We start from the raw sequence: 16,601 nt of genomic DNA on the forward strand, positions 1-16,601 counted from the left end.
GTATCCGACCCATTGTTACTGAAAATTTCCCTTTATTCATCCTCCAACTCTTATGCAAATTGCCAAAGTGATTGGCACAGTCGTCGGTAATCAAAAAGAACCCAGTTTACGCGGTTCTAAATTTCTCCTGGTCAGATTTGTGGATGAAAATGGAGAAGATATATCTAATGGATATGAGGTGGCGATTGATGCAGTCGGAGCCGGAGTGAGTGAGTGGGTACTGGTCAGTCGAGGCAGTGCAGCCCGTCAAATCGAAGGGAATGAAAAACGCCCCAGCGATGCGGCTATTGTTGCCATTATTGACACTATCAGCGTAGAAAATCGCTTGATTTACAGCAAAAGAGATCATTATTAACAGGAGAAAAAGTTGGGCAATTGAGAAGCCAGAAGCCGGAAATCTTGAAAAAGAACAAGGCTGAAAGGGTGTTTCCTTATAGGATAATTGAAATTTTGAAAAAAATTGAGATTTTGCACCCGAAATTCCAAAACTTTAGAAGTTCTTAAGTTTTAATTCCATTCCTTCTTAATCACCCATTTTAGCTTCTGAGATAACGAACCCTGAAAACGAACAACAAACAACTATTCGGTTAGGAGCAATTAAGATTATGGCAGTTCGTGGCCTAGCGGCACCTCCAACCCCTTGGTCGAAGAACTTGGCAGAGCCGAAAATCGATCCAACGGCTTATGTACATTCTTTCTCTAATATTATTGGTGACGTTCGCATTGGGGCTCATGTATTAGTCGCCCCCGGCACCTCCATTCGCGCTGATGAAGGTTCACCCTTTGCGATTGGGGAAAATAGCAATATCCAAGACGGTGTAGTGATTCATGGCTTAGAAGAAGGTCGGGTCAAAGGCGATGATGGCCAAAACTACTCCGTGTGGATTGGCAAGAATTCTTCCATTACCCACATGGCCTTAATTCATGGCCCTGCTTATGTGGGAGATAACTGTTTTATCGGGTTCCGCTCTACGGTGTTTAATTCCAGAGTTGGGAATGGTTGCATTGTGATGATGCACGTTTTAATCGAAGACGTGGAAATTCCCCCTGGAAAATACGTTCCCTCTGGTTCCATTATCACCAATCAGCAACAAGCCGATCGCTTACCCAATGTCACGGATGCCGATCTCAGCTTCGCCACTCATGTCATTGGTGTGAACCAATCTCTCAAAGCCGGTTATCAGTGTTCTGAAAACGCTTCTTGTATTAACCCCATCCGTAATGAATCTTCTGGGAATGGCAGTGGTCGCGATCGCTCCTATGCCAATCTCGGCGGTGGGAATTTATCCTCGGAAATCGTTCAGCAAATTGGCGATCTCTTAGCCAAAGGCTTCAAAATTGGCACAGAACACGCCGATGCTCGTCGCTTCCGTACTGGATCTTGGAAGAGTGGATCTCCCATCAATGGGAAGAGTACCGGGGAAGTCGTGGCTGCGTTAGAAGCTTGCCTGAGAGAACACACTGGAGAATATGTCCGTTTGTTAGGCATTGATTCCAAAGCCAAACGCCGTGTAGTTGAAGAAATTATTCAACGTCCCGATGGCCCCGTTGTTGCCAAATCCAGTAATGGTAAAGTCAGTGTTGCCGCCTCTGCTCCTTCCAGTTCTGCTAGTAGTGGCAGTTCTGATTTAGGAGCACAAATTGGAGATCTCTTAGCCAAAGGCTTCAAAATTGGCACAGAATATGCTGATGCCCGTCGCTTCCGTACGGGATCTTGGCGCAGTGGCCCCAGCATTTCGGGTTCAGGAGTAGCCGATGCCCTATCTAAATTAGATGCCATTATCAGTGAGCATCCTGGGGAATATGTGCGCTTGATTGGGATTGACCCCAAAAACAAACGCCGGGTGCTCGAAGAAATTATCCAACGTCCCGATGGCAAAGTGGTTAAAACCGCTTCAACTTCAGCCCCTGCATCCAGCAGTAGCGCCAGTGTAGCCCCGGTTTCCAGTGGCAAACTCGGCAACAACGTCACCGAGCAAGTGCGGGATCTGTTAGCCAAAGGCTACAAAATTGGCACAGAACACGCTGATGCTCGTCGCTTCCGCACCGGATCTTGGAAGAGTTGCTCTCCAATTCAATCGAACAATATCTCTGAAGTGATGAGTGCTTTAAACGGTTGTTTAAACGAACATAGCGGCGAGTATGTCCGGTTGATTGGGATTGACTCAAAAGCCAAACGTCGGGTACTGGAGGAAATTATCCAACGTCCCTAAGATCCAGTTTCCTGTTGAAACGCTAGAGGTTCCAGCAACAATGAACATATCGCCACCGCAACTCCTAAACCCTGACGTTTATGTGAGTGGCGATGTCACCATCGATCCCAGTGCAACCCTTGCACCCGGGGTAATCTTACAAGCGGCAACCGATAGTCAGCTTCGGATTGCTGCGGGAGTTTGTGTGGGCCGGGGAGTTATTATTCAGGCTTATCACGGTATCCTAGAAATAGAGGCAGGTGTTGTGTTGGGGTCGGGGGTGTTAATTGTGGGGGCGGGAACCCTGGGGGAAAACGCCTGTATTGGTTCAGAAACAACGATTTTTGAGAGTTCTATTGCCCCTCAACAAGTCGTTGCCGCGAGATCTGTGATTGGCGATTGCTCTGGTGAATTAGAACCCCAACAGGTATCTGTGCCACCGGAACCTCCGCTCACCCCATCACCGCAAATCCTTTCTGGTTTTGGTGAATTGTCCGATCCTCTGTTAGAGTTAGCTTCTTTTCCTTCAGAACCCCAAATAATTTCGGCTTTGGAGGAAAAGCCGGCTCAACCTTCAGATGTTTTATCGGTTCCTGCTGAACCAGAACCGGCGATTGCTCCTTCCCCCGAAAAATCGGAAGAATCCGCTCTGGTTCCTCAGTCCCCAGAATCGGTGGAACTGTTACCCCAGCCACTCCCTCCGATTATTTATGGCAAGGAACACCTCAGTCAGTTATTGGATACCTTACTTCCCCATCGCAAAGCCTTTAATAATCCCCAGAATTGAAGGGTGTTGGATGTTGGTTGTCGGTTAACCGTCAACACTCAACAGTCAACACCCCTCTTCCCGACCCATCGGAATGATTGAAAATGGACACAAACAGACAAAATTCCGGTTCTTCTGAACGCTCCGTTCAGAACGAATTTAGAGATATGGCTCTGGGTTTAGTTTCGACTCAGAGCTTCCCGGCGATTGTGGGAACGGCTGATATGATGCTCAAGTCCGCCGGAGTTCATTTAGTGGGATATGAGAAAATTGGGGGGGGACATTGTACAGCGATTGTCCGGGGAAAAATTTCTGAGGTACGGTTAGCGGTGGAAACCGGGGCGCAAACCGCTAAACAATTTGGTCAATTTATCTCTACATTAGTGATTCCTCGACCGTTTCCCAATTTAGAAATCGTGCTTCCCATTAGTTCCCGATTATCCCATCTCACTAACGGGGGGGCAAGTCATCGTTTGAGTAATCAGGCGGTAGGATTACTAGAAACACGCGGATTTCCGGCGATGGTAGGGGCGGCGGATGCCATGTTAAAAGCAGCAGATGTGCGTCTGATGTCCTATGAACGCATTGGGGCGGGGTTGTGTACGGCGATTATTCGCGGCCCGGTGTCCGATGTGGCGATGGCCGTTGAAGCGGGAATGTTTGAAGCCGAACGCATTGGCGAGTTAAACGCGGTGATGGTAATTCCGCGACCGTTGGAAGATTTGGATCAAACCTTACCGTTAGCCAGTTGTTGGATCGAACAACGTCAACCGTTGAGAGTACCCATTAATGTGAAGGAACCGGAGAAAGAAGTTGTTCAACTCCCCGATTTACAAAAGTTAGAGGTTCCGGTGGAAGAAGAATATTTTTAACAATCCCAAGACTCCTAAAATAGAGATCTAGGTTTCAAAAAAAAATATATATAATGTTCGGCGATTACTTGCATTTTGTCCACCAGATGCCGGATAGCAGTATCGTCTATCAGGGCGAGTACCATCCAGGATTGGTTATTCTTTCCATCGCCATTGCTATTTTTACCTCCTATACCGCCTTTTTGATGAGCCAGTTTGCTGAACGGGTTAGGGCTCAACACATTCGTAATACCCTGTTTTCCTTAAGTGGAGTGGCAATGGGAATCGGCATCTGGGCTATGCACTTCATTGGAATGCTAGGGTTTCACCTGCCTTGCGGTATCAACTATGATCCTGGGGTGACAGCCCTATCGATGGTTCCGGGTGTAGCTGCCAGCGTCTATGCGATGCACTTCATTACCCGTTCCCGCCCCAGTTTCAAAGTCTTGCTAATTGCAGGGACATTATTTGGGCTTGGCATTGGTACAATGCACTATACAGGCATGGCAGCCATGCGATTGGATGGCTTGATTCGCTACAATGTCTTCCGCTTCACCTTCTCAATTGTAGTCGCGATCATTTTAGCTGTAACCGCGCTGTGGTTCCGCTTCTATATGAGTCAACGGTTTTCAGTAGCAGCGAGTCGCTATACCTTAACCATTTCAGCCGTAATCATGGGACTGGCAACATCGGCTATGCACTATTCTGGAATGACTGCTGCTTATTTCCTGCCAAACTCCGTCAGTCATAACTCTATTACTGGCGTTGAACCCCATATTATTGTCATTACCGTCACCCTAGCCACTACATTACTCACAGGGATTGTGATGCTGGTGGTATTACATGAAACGGCATTGCAACGGGATCAAAGTAAGGCTTTGGCAGAAACGGAAGCCTGGTATCGAGGAATAATTGAATATGCTCCTGATGGGATGCTTGTGATTGACTCCAAGGGGATTATTATCCTGGCTAACACTTCCCTAGCCACCATGTTTGGATATGAGACTCATCAGTTAATCGGTCAGCCAATCCACAGACTGGGACTGGATGAAGTCTGTGCATACCATTTTGACTGTGCAAATTGTAACTCACACCTAGAACCCGCTTGTCAGATCGGCATTCACAATCGAGAAGTGCTGGGTCTGCGTTACGACGGTTCCTCCTTTCCCGTTGAAGTGGGACTTGCCCGTTTGCCGGCCTTGGGAGAACACGATATCAGTATATTTGCCTCAGTCCGCGACATTACAGCCCGTAAACAAGCTGAATTGGAAATTACTCGCCAGCGTGAACACCTTCAGTCCATTCTCGATAAAGCTCCGGTTGGAGTCGCGATCACCGTCGATGGCATTACCCGGTTTGCGAACCAACGTATTGCCGACTTGGTGGATCTCAAGATCGGGGACTCCCCAGCCAAAATCTATGTTGATCCCTCGGTTCGCCCTCAAATGCTGGCGGAACTGCAACGCCAGGGCATCTATGAAGGGGGTTATTTCAAAATGTATAGCCCCACTGGGGAGATTCGCGATATTATGGCCACTTTCATGGTCACGGAATACGAAGGGAAGCCCGGAGTGTTGGGGTGGCTAACGGATATTGGCAAGATTAAAGCCGCTGAGGAGGAAATGCGACGGGCAAAGGAACTCGCTGAGGAAACCAGTCGGGTTAAAGCTGATTTTCTGGCTAATATGAGCCATGAAATTCGCACGCCGATGAATGCTGTTATTGGCATGACTCATTTAGCACTGAAAACGGATCTAACTTCTCGTCAACGGGAATACTTAACTAAAATTCGAACCTCCAGCCAACACTTGTTGGGAATTATTAATGATATTTTAGATTTCTCGAAAATTGAAGCGGGTAAATTAACTATTGAGTCTATTGATTTTGAACTAGAAAAGGTACTGGAAAATGTTTCAACCTTAATTAGTGAAAAAGCCGCCGCTAAGGGTTTAGAACTGATCTTTGATATTGATCGAAATTTACCTCGAAACTTCATTGGCGATCCCTTACGTTTAGGCCAGATTCTGATTAACTATGCCAATAATGCCGTTAAGTTCACGGAAAAGGGTGAAATTGCCATCATCATCAGGCTCAAGGAATACCGTGATACTGATATTGTTCTGTATATTGCCGTCAAAGACACCGGAATTGGTTTGACTCCGCAGCAGTTAGGACAGTTATTCCAAGGTTTCCAACAGGCGGATACTTCCACGACTCGCAAGTTTGGGGGAACTGGACTGGGTTTGGCAATCTGTAAGCGAATTACAGAACTGATGGGAGGGGAAGTCGGTGTCGAAAGTGAATACGGCAAAGGTAGCACCTTTTGGTGTACGGTATGTCTACGCAAGAGCAATGCAACAGCACGGCGCTTAGTGCTGAGTCCTGACCTGGAAGGCAAGCGTGTATTAGTGGTAGATGACAATGAAAACGCCCGACTGGTGTTGATGGATCTACTCGAACAGATGAAATTTAAGGTTGATCAAGCCCGTTCTGGTTCAGAAGCGTTACAGGCTGTGGCGGAAGCTGATGCAGAACGTCGTCCTTACGAGATTGTTTTTCTCGACTGGCAAATGCCCGGTCTGGATGGGCTACAAGTGGTGCGTCGGATGCAAGACCTCCCTTTACAACATAAACCCCATCATTTAATTGTCACCGCCTACGGACGGGAGGAAGTGTTCAAAGCCGCCGAAACCCTGGGCATTGCAGATGTACTTGTTAAACCCGTCAATGCCTCTGTCCTGTTTGATAGTTTAGTGGGATTACTCGGTGGTAATATCGAAAAGGTCAGCACTCCAACCTCTAAAACCTCGACCCTTCTAGTTGACCGCCTCAAACAGATTACCAACGCCAAGATTCTGCTAGTTGAAGATAACGAAATCAATCAGGATGTGGCGATCGGGTTGTTAACCGATGCTGGATTTGTCGTTGATCTAGCCGAAAACGGACGGATCGCCGTAGAAAAGGTTCAGACGGGTGACTATGATATTGTGTTGATGGATATGCAGATGCCAGAAATGGATGGAGTGGAAGCGACTGCTGTGATCCGCAAAGATGCTCGTTACGATAGTTTACCGATTGTGGCAATGACAGCCAGCGTGATGCAGGACGATCGGGATCGATGTTTAGAAGTGGGAATGAACGATCATGTCGCCAAACCCATTGAACCGGAGCAACTCTGGAAAACGCTGTTGAAATGGATTACACCTCGTTCAGGACGAGATCAACATCCAGAACAACCTACCGCTATGCCTTTAAATTCAGAGGATGCCATTGTCATTCCATCCGATATTCTAGGTCTTGATACTTCGGAAGGACTGCGGCGGGTTCTGGGTAACAAGTCACTTTATCTGTCCATGCTCCGAAAATTTGCATCAGGACAGAAAACCGTTGTAGACAAAATCAGCCAAGCACTGGATACCCAGGACAAAACCCAAGCTGAACGGTTGGCTCATACCCTCAAGGGGGTTGCTGGCAACATTGGTGCATTTATAATACAGGAGGCATCTGCCTCCCTCGAAACAGCAATTAAACAAGACTGTTCTCGTTCAGAAGTTGATTCATTATTAGCCACAATTCGTGGCCCTCTGGAAACGTTGATCAACCAACTGGAGATGAAGTTTCCACCCAAAGCTGTTACTCCCCAAATGACCATAGACTTTGTAAAACTCGAACAGATTTGTACTCGACTGTCGGAACTCCTCGTTGAAAATGATGCCGAAGCCGCTGATCTGTTACAAGATCATACCGATTTACTAAGAAATGCCTTCCCTAATCATTACAGTGCCATTGAAGCTGGAGTGAATTCATTTGATTTTGATACAGCCCATACTGCGTTAGGATTGGCTAGGCAAGCTCTGAAACCATCACAGGGGTAATATAAAAGGATATGCACATCTCTCAAGGCCAGAATGAAAAAGCGACCATTTTAGTCGTAGATGATACCCCGGATAACCTGACTTTTATCAGTGGACTGCTGAAGGATGATTATCGGGTCAAGGTTGCTAACAATGGTGAAAAAGCATTGACAATTGCTCAGTCAGCTAATCCCCCTGATTTGATCCTCCTTGATATTATGATGCCTGGTTTGGATGGTTATGAGGTTTGTCGCCAGCTTAAGGCTAACCCACAAACTCAGGATATCCCGATTATCTTTCTGACGGCTAAATCGAGCATTGAGGATGAGCGTAAAGGCTTAGAGTTGGGCGCGACTGACTATATTACAAAACCTGTTAGCCCGCCAATTCTCATGGCTAGGGTTAAAACCCAACTCAGGCTAAAAGCATCTTATGACCATCTTCGAGACTTGCTGAGTTTCCGTGAAGATATGGTTAATATGATGGTTCATGACTTACGAAATCCAATTACCAGTATTCTCTTAGCCGCAGAATTGCTGATGAAATATTCCACCGTACCCCCCGAAAAACTTCAGAAAAAGCTGGATCAGATTTTGAAAGGGGTACGACAGCTGCGATCTTTGGTGGATGAATTACTTTTAAGGGCTAAATTAGAATCGAGTAAATTAGTTCTTGAACGTCAAGAGGTAGACCTGTGTGAACTTTGTACCTCGGCCATTACAGACTTACAAGAAATTGCCACTCAAAATAATTTAAAACTGATTGCCAAAATGCCTCAAGTGAATCACCGTCTGGTGAATATTGATCCCTCTCTATTTCGTCGCACCCTTGACAATTTGCTATCCAATGCGATTAAGTTTTCACCCCATGATAGTGAAATTATCCTCACAGTTGATTACCCAGGTGAACAAGGTGCTAGAGTTCAGGTTGCTGATTTTGGGCCAGGGGTGAATGATAATTTACGACAAAGCATTTTTGAAAAATATGAAATTGGAACTCCCATGAAAGGAATTAGCCAAACTGGATTAGGTTTAGCGTTTTGCAAACTTGTGGCGGAGGCTCATGGCGGCAGGATTTCCGTTGTTGATAATACACCTCAAGGTTCAATCTTCATTATTGAAATTGACCATTAAATTTTCCTTTACTTCAGTTTAGTTATGAAAATTGCGATCGCTCAACTTAACCCAACGGTTGGAGACTTAACGCTCAATGCTCAACGAATATTAGACGCAGCAGAAAAAGCGGTTGAAGCGGGATGTCATCTATTATTAACGACAGAATTATCCTTAACAGGATATCCTCCCAGAGATTTATTAATTCGCCCGAGTTTTATTGAGGCGACAGAGAAAAAATTACAGCAATTAGCAATAGATTTACCTCCTAAAATTGCCGTTTTAGTCGGAACAATTCAACAAAATTTAGATTATCAAACAAAAGGTGGCAACCCAATTTTTAATAGTGCTGCATTATTAGAAAAGGGTGAAATTAAACAGTATTTTAAGAAACGATTATTACCAACCTATGATGTTTTTGATGAGGATCGCTATTTTGAACCGGGGTTAGAAAGTGATTTTTTCTATTTAGAAGAAAACTTGAAAATTGGGGTAACAATTTGTGAGGATTTATGGAATGATGAACTATTCTGGGGAAAACGCAATTATCCTTGTAATCCGTTTCAAGATTTAGCGAATTTAGATGTAGATTTAGTCGTTAATTTATCGGCTTCACCTTATCAAGTGGGTAAGCAAAAATTTAGACAATCTTTAATTAGTCATACGGCAAAACGCTATAATCTTCCGATTTTATATGCAAATCAAGTCGGAGGAAATGATGATTTAATTTTTGATGGTTGTAGTTTTGCCTTTAATAAAAATGGCGATAAAATTTTAAGTTTAAAACCCTTTGAGACGGATTTTGCCGTTATAGAATTTGATACCCAAACCCAAGATTTAGTTGCTAATTTTTCTCAAAATCAAGACATAAATTTAATTGAGAATGAAGATCAAGAAATTTGGTCAGCGTTAGTTTTAGGGGTAAAAGATTATGTGCATAAATGTGGATTTTCTAAAGTAGTTTTAGGGTTAAGTGGAGGGATTGATTCTTCTTTAGTTGCAGCGATCGCAACGGAAGCATTAGGCGCAGAAAACGTTTTAGGGGTATTAATGCCATCTCCCTATAGTTCCGATCATTCCATTCAAGATGCTTTAGAATTAGCCAATCATTTAGGGATTCAAACCCAGACTTTACCCATTGGCGATTTAATGCAAACCTTTGATCAAACCTTAGAACCGATGTTTACAGGAACATCCTTTGGACTAGCTGAAGAAAACCTCCAATCTCGCATCCGAGGAACCTTATTAATGGCGGTTTCTAATAAATTTGGGCATTTATTATTAACCACTGGGAATAAATCAGAAATGGCGGTGGGATATTGTACCTTATATGGTGATATGAATGGAGGATTAGCGGTCATTGCAGATGTACCGAAAACCCGTGTTTATTCCTTATGTTCTTGGCTAAATCAATATTATGGAAAAGAAATAATTCCCCATCATGTATTAGTAAAACCGCCGAGTGCAGAACTCAAACCCGGACAGGTGGATCAAGATTCTTTACCTCCTTATGAAATTTTGGATGATATTTTATATCGTTTAGTTGAAAAACATCAATCCTTGACTGAAATTGTGGAAGCAGGACAGGTCGAAACGGTCGTTAAAAAAGTGATTCGATTAGTGATGATTGCTGAATTTAAACGTCGTCAAGCCGCACCCGGATTAAAAATTAGCGATCGCGCTTTTGGAACCGGATGGAGAATGCCCATTGCTAAAGCCCTTAATTGGTAATATATAGCAACGCATTACAGTTGTAGAGACGCGCCATGTAGAGACGCGCCATGGCACGTCTCTACTTACTGTTCCCTAATCAATCAATATTAATGGTTTGTAACCCTTCATTAACCGTAATCACAATTTTGCCAACAGTTCGCCCCATTTCACTATAAGTATGAGCTTCAGCCAAATCACTTAAGGAATAGGTTCGATCAATGATTGTTTTAACTTTACCCGTTGCGATCAAATCTCGTAAAGCATCTAAATCTCGACGGCTGGGTTGAGCTAAGACTAATTTACATTTTTGGTTAGAAAAGAATAACGTTTGTAGGGTCGCTCCCATATTATCAACCGTTGGTAATGTTGAGATATAAATTCCATCCGGTTTTAGAACTTTTTCACAATTAAAAAAGGACTGTTTACCCACCGCATCAAAAATAATATCATATTGAATTTGTTGCTGAGTAAAATCCTCTTGGGTATAGTCAATAACGGTATGGGCTCCTAAACGTTTCACAATCTCAACATTAGCCGTCCCACAAACTCCCGTTACCTCTGCATTCATCACCGCAGCAATTTGCACCGCAAAGGTTCCGACACCACCAGACGCACCATTGATTAATACCCGTTGTCCCGGTCGCAATTGACCTAAATCTAACAACCCCTGTAACGCCGTCAGACCCGCCACCGGAACCCCTGCGGCTTCGCTATAGGTCATATTTTGGGGTTTATAGGTCAAATTGGTAGCATTTACAGCCACATACTCCGCATAAGCCCCTCCAAATAAGGGATTAACGAAGGTATAAACTTGATCTCCAACCCGCCAGCTTGTTGCTTTTTCCCCCACTTCCACCACTTCCCCAGATAAATCACATCCTAAAACTTTGGGGAAATTGTAGCCGGATAAGGGTTGTAATAATCCCTGCCTAATTTTCCAATCTACAGGATTAATACTACTGGCATGAATTTTGACTAAAACTTGATCCGGTTTAATCGTTGGGGTGGGAATATCTTCATAACGAAGCACATCGGGTGCTCCGTATTGATTGATAACAATTGCTTTCATAACCGTTTACATTAATAGGCAGAGAACACCTGTCAGCTTAACACATACTTCTGGAGATGGGGATTCAGGTTCTCTTGATTTTCATTAATATTTTGCTGTTTTTTGAGAGGAAAAATAGGGTTTTTGAATTCTATATTAACGGTTTTGTTCGGTAAAATATTCATTAAAATTAGTGATTTTTCGTATTTTAACTCAACAATAAAGGACAAACTCAAGAGAATAAAATCGGAACTTTTTAACCCATAAACAGTTGTAACTCCCTAAAATTCTCACTATCATGGAATTATGACGCAAAAACCTCGGCAAACCCTATAATTGAGATTTTTATGGATATTCAGTTAATCAATATTGGTTTTGGTAATATTATCTCTGCAAATCGGGTGATTGCCATTGTTAGTCCTGAATCGGCCCCTATTAAGCGTATTATAACCGATGCACGCGATCGCGGACAGTTAGTCGATGCTACCTATGGACGTAGAACCAGAGCCGTGATTATCACCGATTCTAGCCATGTGATTCTCTCTGCCATTCAGCCGGAAACCGTTGCTCATCGGTTCGTGATAGCGAAAGATGGAAATTCTCGCGATGATTAAGAAATTTATAGCAGGGAACAGGGAACAGTGAGTATTGCAACGGTTTTAGGATTTACGAATTGTCAAACACTTTAATGCGTAGCACTATAGTATCAGTCTTTGTTCTCAATACCCCTGGCGGTTGCTATATTTTTGATCTCTTGGTTTCCATCGGCATACCATGAGAAAATGGAAAGATTCCTATTCAGCGTGAATGAGTAAAAATTCTATGAAAAAAGGCCGATTAATTGTAATGACAGGCCCTAGTGGGGTCGGGAAAGGCACCTTGGTTCGTTCCCTGCTCAACTGTCATCCTGACCTGCATTTATCCATTTCCGTAACAACTCGTTCTCCCCGTCCGGGTGAAATTAATGGACAAGACTACTATTTTGTAGATCGACATCGGTTTCAAGAGATGGTAGAACAGGGAGAGTTATTAGAATGGGCTGAATTTGCGGGTAATTGTTATGGAACACCCTTAATCCCGGTTAAAGAACATATTGAAGCGGGAACATCGGTTTTATTAGAAATAGAATTAGAAGGGGCTCGTCAAATTCGGCGCACATTTCCTTCCGCTTTACGAATTTTTATTATGCCTCCTTCCATTGATGAATTAGAACGTCGTTTACGCGGTCGAGGTCAGGATTCTGAAGATGCCATTCGACGGCGTTTAATGCGAGCAAAAGCAGAAATGGACGCGGCGAATGAGTTTGATTTTGAAGTGATTAATGATGATTTGGATTTCGCGTTACAACGATTAGAATCTGTGCTATATACGCCTGTTTAAATTAAGGAAATATGCCAGAGGAAGAGGCTTTAAAACTCAACTTGGTCAATGGGATGGCAACAAATGTCAAGTCAGCTGAAGCTTATGCTAATTTAGGGCGTTTGCAGAGTCAGCAAGAACAATGGCAAGCTGCGATCGCAAATTATTATCATGCCATCGAATTAAATCCCAATTGCTCTTGGTTTTATCATCATTTAGGGGATATTTTCTTAAAACAAGAACAATGGCAAGAGGCGATTAATCATTATCGTCGCGCCATTGAACTGAATCCTAATTTTCCCTGGTCGTATCATAATTTGGGAAATGCTTTATTAAAATTAAAATCCTGGGAAGAAGCAATTCAGGTTTACCGTAAAGCTATTCAGTTAAATGCTCAATTTCATTGGTCTTATTGTAATTTAGGGGATGCGTTAGTTCAGCAAAAAAAGTGGGATTTAGCGATTACTTATTATTGGAATAGTTTGGTTGTTCTTCATCAAACCAATCAAGAACAGGATTTTGTGATTATTGCCACTAAATTAGGAGAAACCCTAGAATCTTGTTTACCGGAAACTGTTGATCTAGTGATCGCTTATTATCAAAACGTGATTCAGAAGAGTCAACAGTATCCTGAGTATCAAAATATTATTAATTTTCTAAATACTAATCTAAAATCATGGATTAAAATAGCAGATTTTTTCATCCATAAACATTGGATGAATGCTGCTTTAATTCTGTATTCAATGGCGATTGAAGTTTATCCTGATGAGCGGTTCATTAAAGAGAAATTAAAAACCATATCTCAGAAAAAGAATGATTTAGAAAAAACGATTGTTTTGTACCATCAAAATATTAGTAAAAATCCAAAAAAATGGTCTAAATATGATGATGCGATCGCTGCTAAACCCACTGTTAATTATTCTTATAATCCTTTAGCTGTGAATCAAAAAAACGGACAATTTATATTAAGTACGGATATCGATTTTGACTTAGACCAATTAGACCAACTCTTTGAAGCAGTGGGTTGGATGACTCGTTCCCATGAACAAATGAAAATTGCCCTAGAACACAGTTTTTTAGCCGTTACTCTTTGGTTTGTCAAAGATACCCAAAAACAATTAATAGGGTTTACACGGGCTGTTTCTGATCATGTTTATAATGCAACGTTGTGGGATGTGGTCATTCATCCCAATTTTCAAAGTCAAGGATTAGGAAAGACCCTAATTCAGTATACGTTAGAAAAACTGCGACAACAAAACATCGAAAATATCACCTTATTTGCAGGTTCAAAAGCGGTTAATTTCTATCATAATTTAGGGTTTATTACCGACCCTAATGGTATTAAAGGAATGTTTTGGGTTTCCCCCTAACTATTTTCAATTCCCAACCCCATCACACAGTTTACGATCTTGTTCCTCCACATCGGAACCATATTTTAAATAATCCCGAATTTGTTCACACACCTGACCCGTAAGGTATTGTTTTCTGCATGGGTCAGAATTAATTTTCTATCTTCGCTAAATGCTGCTGATTGAATTTGAGTTTGATGTCCTTTCAGTTCTGTTAAAATTGACCGTTTCGGTTCCAAACTTGGGCATTTTTATCCTCTGAAGTGGTAATAATAAACTGACTATGTTGCCAACAATTATGTTACTATCAGGGCTAAACTCAAAGTATCATGGCTATGCTTACTACGCAAGAGCTTGGTGCATAAGTTTAATTTGTACGACTCAAATGCTATATCAATGTCTAGGATTGCGTCTTCAGGCAAAAACCGAGTTTCTTAACAACTGTGGGTTAGAAACTCGGTTTCTAATACCTAGTCACGAAGATTGAGTCGTTTTATCTTTTCTTTGCTTGAAACGGGAATGAAGCACAAAAGCACCCAAAGTTAAGATAGTACCAAAGATCATATTTGGTTCGGGAACGGTCTTAGTTGGTTTTATTTTTCCCCCTAAAACATCATCAATATAGCTGGCATAAGTTGACACGCGAGTATCTACACCAAATTCTCCGAAACTAGTATTTAGAAGAATATTATCAATATCAGGAGGACTTGAACAGCTAGTGTAATTATCATTAGCACTACCCAAACAAAAAAACATGGATCCCATTCCTGCAATTAACCCATTAATGAATGTTGGGCCACCTGGGCTTGTTCCTCCATGAACCTCTTGCAAACCTAATCCTAAATCAGGAATACCGATGCTTCCAAATCCATCATTTTCGGGGTTGCCATTATCAAAATCATAGGCTAAAGATGTACCTGGGACGAATTGAGACGGATCTAAACTATTGAAAATTTCTCCCCCACTTTCATATAGATTTTTGCCGAAACGCTTGACTCCAAATGGGAATTTTGTTACGTCAAAACCTTGATTTCCTTGACCCGAAACCCCATATCCTACTTTAACACCAACTTGACCAACTTCATCGGTATTGCGATAAATATCGTATCGTTCGGCAGCTTCCGGTGCCACAGATGCGAGTTCAAGAATAGCGAGATCACCTTCAATTGACTTAAAATCAAAAACATCTTTCCAATTTGGGTGAATATAAATTTTATTAGCCTTGATGCCAATTTGACCTGTCGGTAAGTCAAATAATATCGTTGTATCAGTCGATAAACCAGGGGTAAAAGGGTTATCGAAACACTGGGCTGCTGTCAAAATATGTCGTCCTGAAGATAACAGCGAACCTGAACAACCAAACATTTCTGAACCAATTTTAATTGGTATAGAGACAACACCATTATATCCAGTTCCAGGCTTAACAATATAGTCATTAGGATCGCCTGAAGTTACTATAGATTCAGCTTTATTATTAATATCAAAAAGTACAAAAACTCCCACTAAAGATAAGGTAGTTGAGGCGATTGTAGAGACCAAAACGTTAAGCTTTTTAAAGATAGATATTGACATCAGATTTGTTCCATTCCTAATGTATTGCTCTTGTTCTAGGGCTACTATTGCAACCATTCTCAATTAGCCAACATCTGGTAGAAAATTAATGCAGGATGGTTATCCTGATCGAAACGGACTGGAGCGTTAACGAAGCTTGTAAGTATCTCTGAGATTCTTCCGCTATGCAGAGGCTTCGTAAACAGTGCGCTGTACTGCGACCTAACATGACTGTTCCCTGTAATTGCAACTGTATCAGAGTCAGCCTGGTTAACGAAACCAACTATTGTTTAGTTTTTAACCTAGCCAAAAGTATAGGTATGACCCCCACCCAGAGGCTAGTTAAAGACTCAACTCTTTATTCGAGGTTGTTGATAGAATTTATCTATATGCACCAAGAAGACCCCAAAGTCCGTCAACTTAAGGAAAAGATAGGAGGCGATCGCAACGGCTAATGCTAGTTGAAGAGGGCGATGAGTAGTCGCCCTAGCGAGGTGGCAACTGTAAGTGTGAGTTTAAAGGGGCGATCGCATTCATTCGGTGTGAGTTGAAGGGGGAAGGAAATCAGATGACTAAAACAACAGGGAGAATTTTGAGAAATGCGGATTTAAGGCATCAAAGTCAAATGGCGGTGCTACCATTAGAAGTGCTAGAAAAAGAACTGTATAGACTACTAACACCAGAAAATTTTAAACCGTTGGTTCCACATTGGAAGAATTATTTAAAAAGTTAAAAGCCCTGAGAGAGGGCAACACAGTATTAGGGGAAAAACTTTGTATCGATTAAACTCTCATCAAAAGGAGCAA

Annotated in this window: 13 protein-coding genes; 11 read left to right on the forward strand and 2 right to left on the reverse strand. The window is 42.5% G+C overall.

All coding sequences use genetic code 11. From position 1 onward, the window contains the following. The first annotated feature begins 52 nt into the window (after positions 1–52). The 7 genes from NMK36_RS01790 (at position 53) to NMK36_RS01820 (ending at position 10,506) form a co-directional block, all read left to right on the forward strand. Entirely contained in the window at positions 53–355 is a 303-nt protein-coding gene (locus NMK36_RS01790) for a EutN/CcmL family microcompartment protein (protein WP_072716903.1), read from the forward strand. A gap of 250 nt (positions 356–605) precedes the next feature. Next, positions 606–2,213, forward strand: a complete 1,608-nt coding sequence (locus NMK36_RS01795; RefSeq protein WP_072716904.1) for a ribulose bisphosphate carboxylase small subunit — start codon at positions 606–608, stop codon at positions 2,211–2,213. Between the two features lie 40 nt (positions 2,214–2,253). Then, positions 2,254–2,979 (forward strand): hypothetical protein, encoded by a 726-nt coding sequence (locus NMK36_RS01800; protein WP_072716905.1) that lies wholly within the window; start codon positions 2,254–2,256, stop codon positions 2,977–2,979. An 83-nt stretch (positions 2,980–3,062) separates the two neighbouring features. Next, positions 3,063–3,830: a carbon dioxide-concentrating mechanism protein gene (locus tag NMK36_RS01805; RefSeq protein WP_072716906.1), complete on the forward strand. Its 768-nt coding sequence runs from the start codon at positions 3,063–3,065 to the stop codon at positions 3,828–3,830. A gap of 86 nt (positions 3,831–3,916) precedes the next feature. Further along, positions 3,917–7,684 (forward strand): response regulator, encoded by a 3,768-nt coding sequence (locus NMK36_RS01810; protein ID WP_254172855.1) that lies wholly within the window; start codon positions 3,917–3,919, stop codon positions 7,682–7,684. A gap of 11 nt (positions 7,685–7,695) precedes the next feature. Further along, positions 7,696–8,796 carry a hybrid sensor histidine kinase/response regulator gene (locus NMK36_RS01815; protein ID WP_072716908.1) on the forward strand — a complete coding sequence of 367 codons (1,101 nt, stop codon included), beginning with the start codon at positions 7,696–7,698 and terminating at the stop codon, positions 8,794–8,796. 24 nt (positions 8,797–8,820) lie between these two features. Beyond that, a complete protein-coding gene (locus tag NMK36_RS01820; RefSeq protein ID WP_072716909.1) occupies positions 8,821–10,506 on the forward strand; it encodes an NAD+ synthase in 1,686 nt (561 codons plus the stop codon). A 79-nt stretch (positions 10,507–10,585) separates the two neighbouring features. Here NMK36_RS01820 and NMK36_RS01825 read toward each other — a convergent pair whose 3' ends face one another. Further along, positions 10,586–11,557, reverse strand: coding sequence for an NAD(P)-dependent alcohol dehydrogenase (locus NMK36_RS01825; RefSeq protein WP_072716910.1), 972 nt, complete (start codon positions 11,555–11,557; stop codon positions 10,586–10,588). A 326-nt stretch (positions 11,558–11,883) separates the two neighbouring features. Between NMK36_RS01825 and remA the strand changes: the two genes are divergently transcribed. From remA to NMK36_RS01840, 3 genes are all read left to right on the forward strand, one after another. Continuing rightward, the gene (gene remA, locus NMK36_RS01830; RefSeq protein WP_072716911.1) at positions 11,884–12,150 is read left to right on the forward strand and encodes an extracellular matrix/biofilm regulator RemA; all 267 of its coding nucleotides are present in this window, start codon (positions 11,884–11,886) and stop codon (positions 12,148–12,150) included. Positions 12,151–12,358: 208 nt separating this feature from the next. Beyond that, on the forward strand, positions 12,359–12,916 hold the full coding sequence (gmk, locus tag NMK36_RS01835) for a guanylate kinase (protein ID WP_072716912.1): 558 nt from the start codon (positions 12,359–12,361) through the stop codon (positions 12,914–12,916). An 11-nt stretch (positions 12,917–12,927) separates the two neighbouring features. Continuing rightward, positions 12,928–14,265 (forward strand): GNAT family N-acetyltransferase, encoded by a 1,338-nt coding sequence (locus NMK36_RS01840; RefSeq protein ID WP_083579836.1) that lies wholly within the window; start codon positions 12,928–12,930, stop codon positions 14,263–14,265. 453 nt (positions 14,266–14,718) lie between these two features. Here NMK36_RS01840 and NMK36_RS01845 read toward each other — a convergent pair whose 3' ends face one another. After that, the gene (locus NMK36_RS01845; protein ID WP_254172856.1) at positions 14,719–15,816 is read right to left on the reverse strand and encodes a trypsin-like serine protease; all 1,098 of its coding nucleotides are present in this window, start codon (positions 15,814–15,816) and stop codon (positions 14,719–14,721) included. Positions 15,817–16,363: 547 nt separating this feature from the next. On the opposite strand from NMK36_RS01845, the gene NMK36_RS01850 reads away from it, so the two are divergent. Further along, positions 16,364–16,528 (forward strand): hypothetical protein, encoded by a 165-nt coding sequence (locus tag NMK36_RS01850; protein WP_186440272.1) that lies wholly within the window; start codon positions 16,364–16,366, stop codon positions 16,526–16,528. The last annotated feature ends 73 nt before the right edge of the window (positions 16,529–16,601 follow it).

The organism is Planktothrix pseudagardhii (assembly GCF_904830925.1).
GTDB classification, from domain to species: domain Bacteria; phylum Cyanobacteriota; class Cyanobacteriia; order Cyanobacteriales; family Microcoleaceae; genus Planktothrix; species Planktothrix tepida.

What these genes read in the sequence shown, in the direction of transcription:
- NMK36_RS01810 (WP_254172855.1), top strand. Translation starts at nt 3,917, where the DNA reads ATGCCGGATAGCAGTATCGTCTATCAGGGCGAGTACCATCCAGGATTG.
- NMK36_RS01840 (WP_083579836.1), top strand. Translation starts at nt 12,928, where the DNA reads ATGCCAGAGGAAGAGGCTTTAAAACTCAACTTGGTCAATGGGATGGCA.
- NMK36_RS01850 (WP_186440272.1), top strand. Translation starts at nt 16,364, where the DNA reads ATGACTAAAACAACAGGGAGAATTTTGAGAAATGCGGATTTAAGGCAT.
- NMK36_RS01800 (WP_072716905.1), top strand. Translation starts at nt 2,254, where the DNA reads ATGAACATATCGCCACCGCAACTCCTAAACCCTGACGTTTATGTGAGT.
- NMK36_RS01815 (WP_072716908.1), top strand. Translation starts at nt 7,696, where the DNA reads ATGCACATCTCTCAAGGCCAGAATGAAAAAGCGACCATTTTAGTCGTA.
- remA (WP_072716911.1), top strand. Translation starts at nt 11,884, where the DNA reads ATGGATATTCAGTTAATCAATATTGGTTTTGGTAATATTATCTCTGCA.
- NMK36_RS01820 (WP_072716909.1), top strand. Translation starts at nt 8,821, where the DNA reads ATGAAAATTGCGATCGCTCAACTTAACCCAACGGTTGGAGACTTAACG.
- NMK36_RS01825 (WP_072716910.1), bottom strand. Translation starts at nt 11,557, where the DNA reads ATGAAAGCAATTGTTATCAATCAATACGGAGCACCCGATGTGCTTCGT.
- NMK36_RS01790 (WP_072716903.1), top strand. Translation starts at nt 53, where the DNA reads ATGCAAATTGCCAAAGTGATTGGCACAGTCGTCGGTAATCAAAAAGAA.
- gmk (WP_072716912.1), top strand. Translation starts at nt 12,359, where the DNA reads ATGAAAAAAGGCCGATTAATTGTAATGACAGGCCCTAGTGGGGTCGGG.
- NMK36_RS01795 (WP_072716904.1), top strand. Translation starts at nt 606, where the DNA reads ATGGCAGTTCGTGGCCTAGCGGCACCTCCAACCCCTTGGTCGAAGAAC.
- NMK36_RS01805 (WP_072716906.1), top strand. Translation starts at nt 3,063, where the DNA reads ATGGACACAAACAGACAAAATTCCGGTTCTTCTGAACGCTCCGTTCAG.
- NMK36_RS01845 (WP_254172856.1), bottom strand. Translation starts at nt 15,816, where the DNA reads ATGTCAATATCTATCTTTAAAAAGCTTAACGTTTTGGTCTCTACAATC.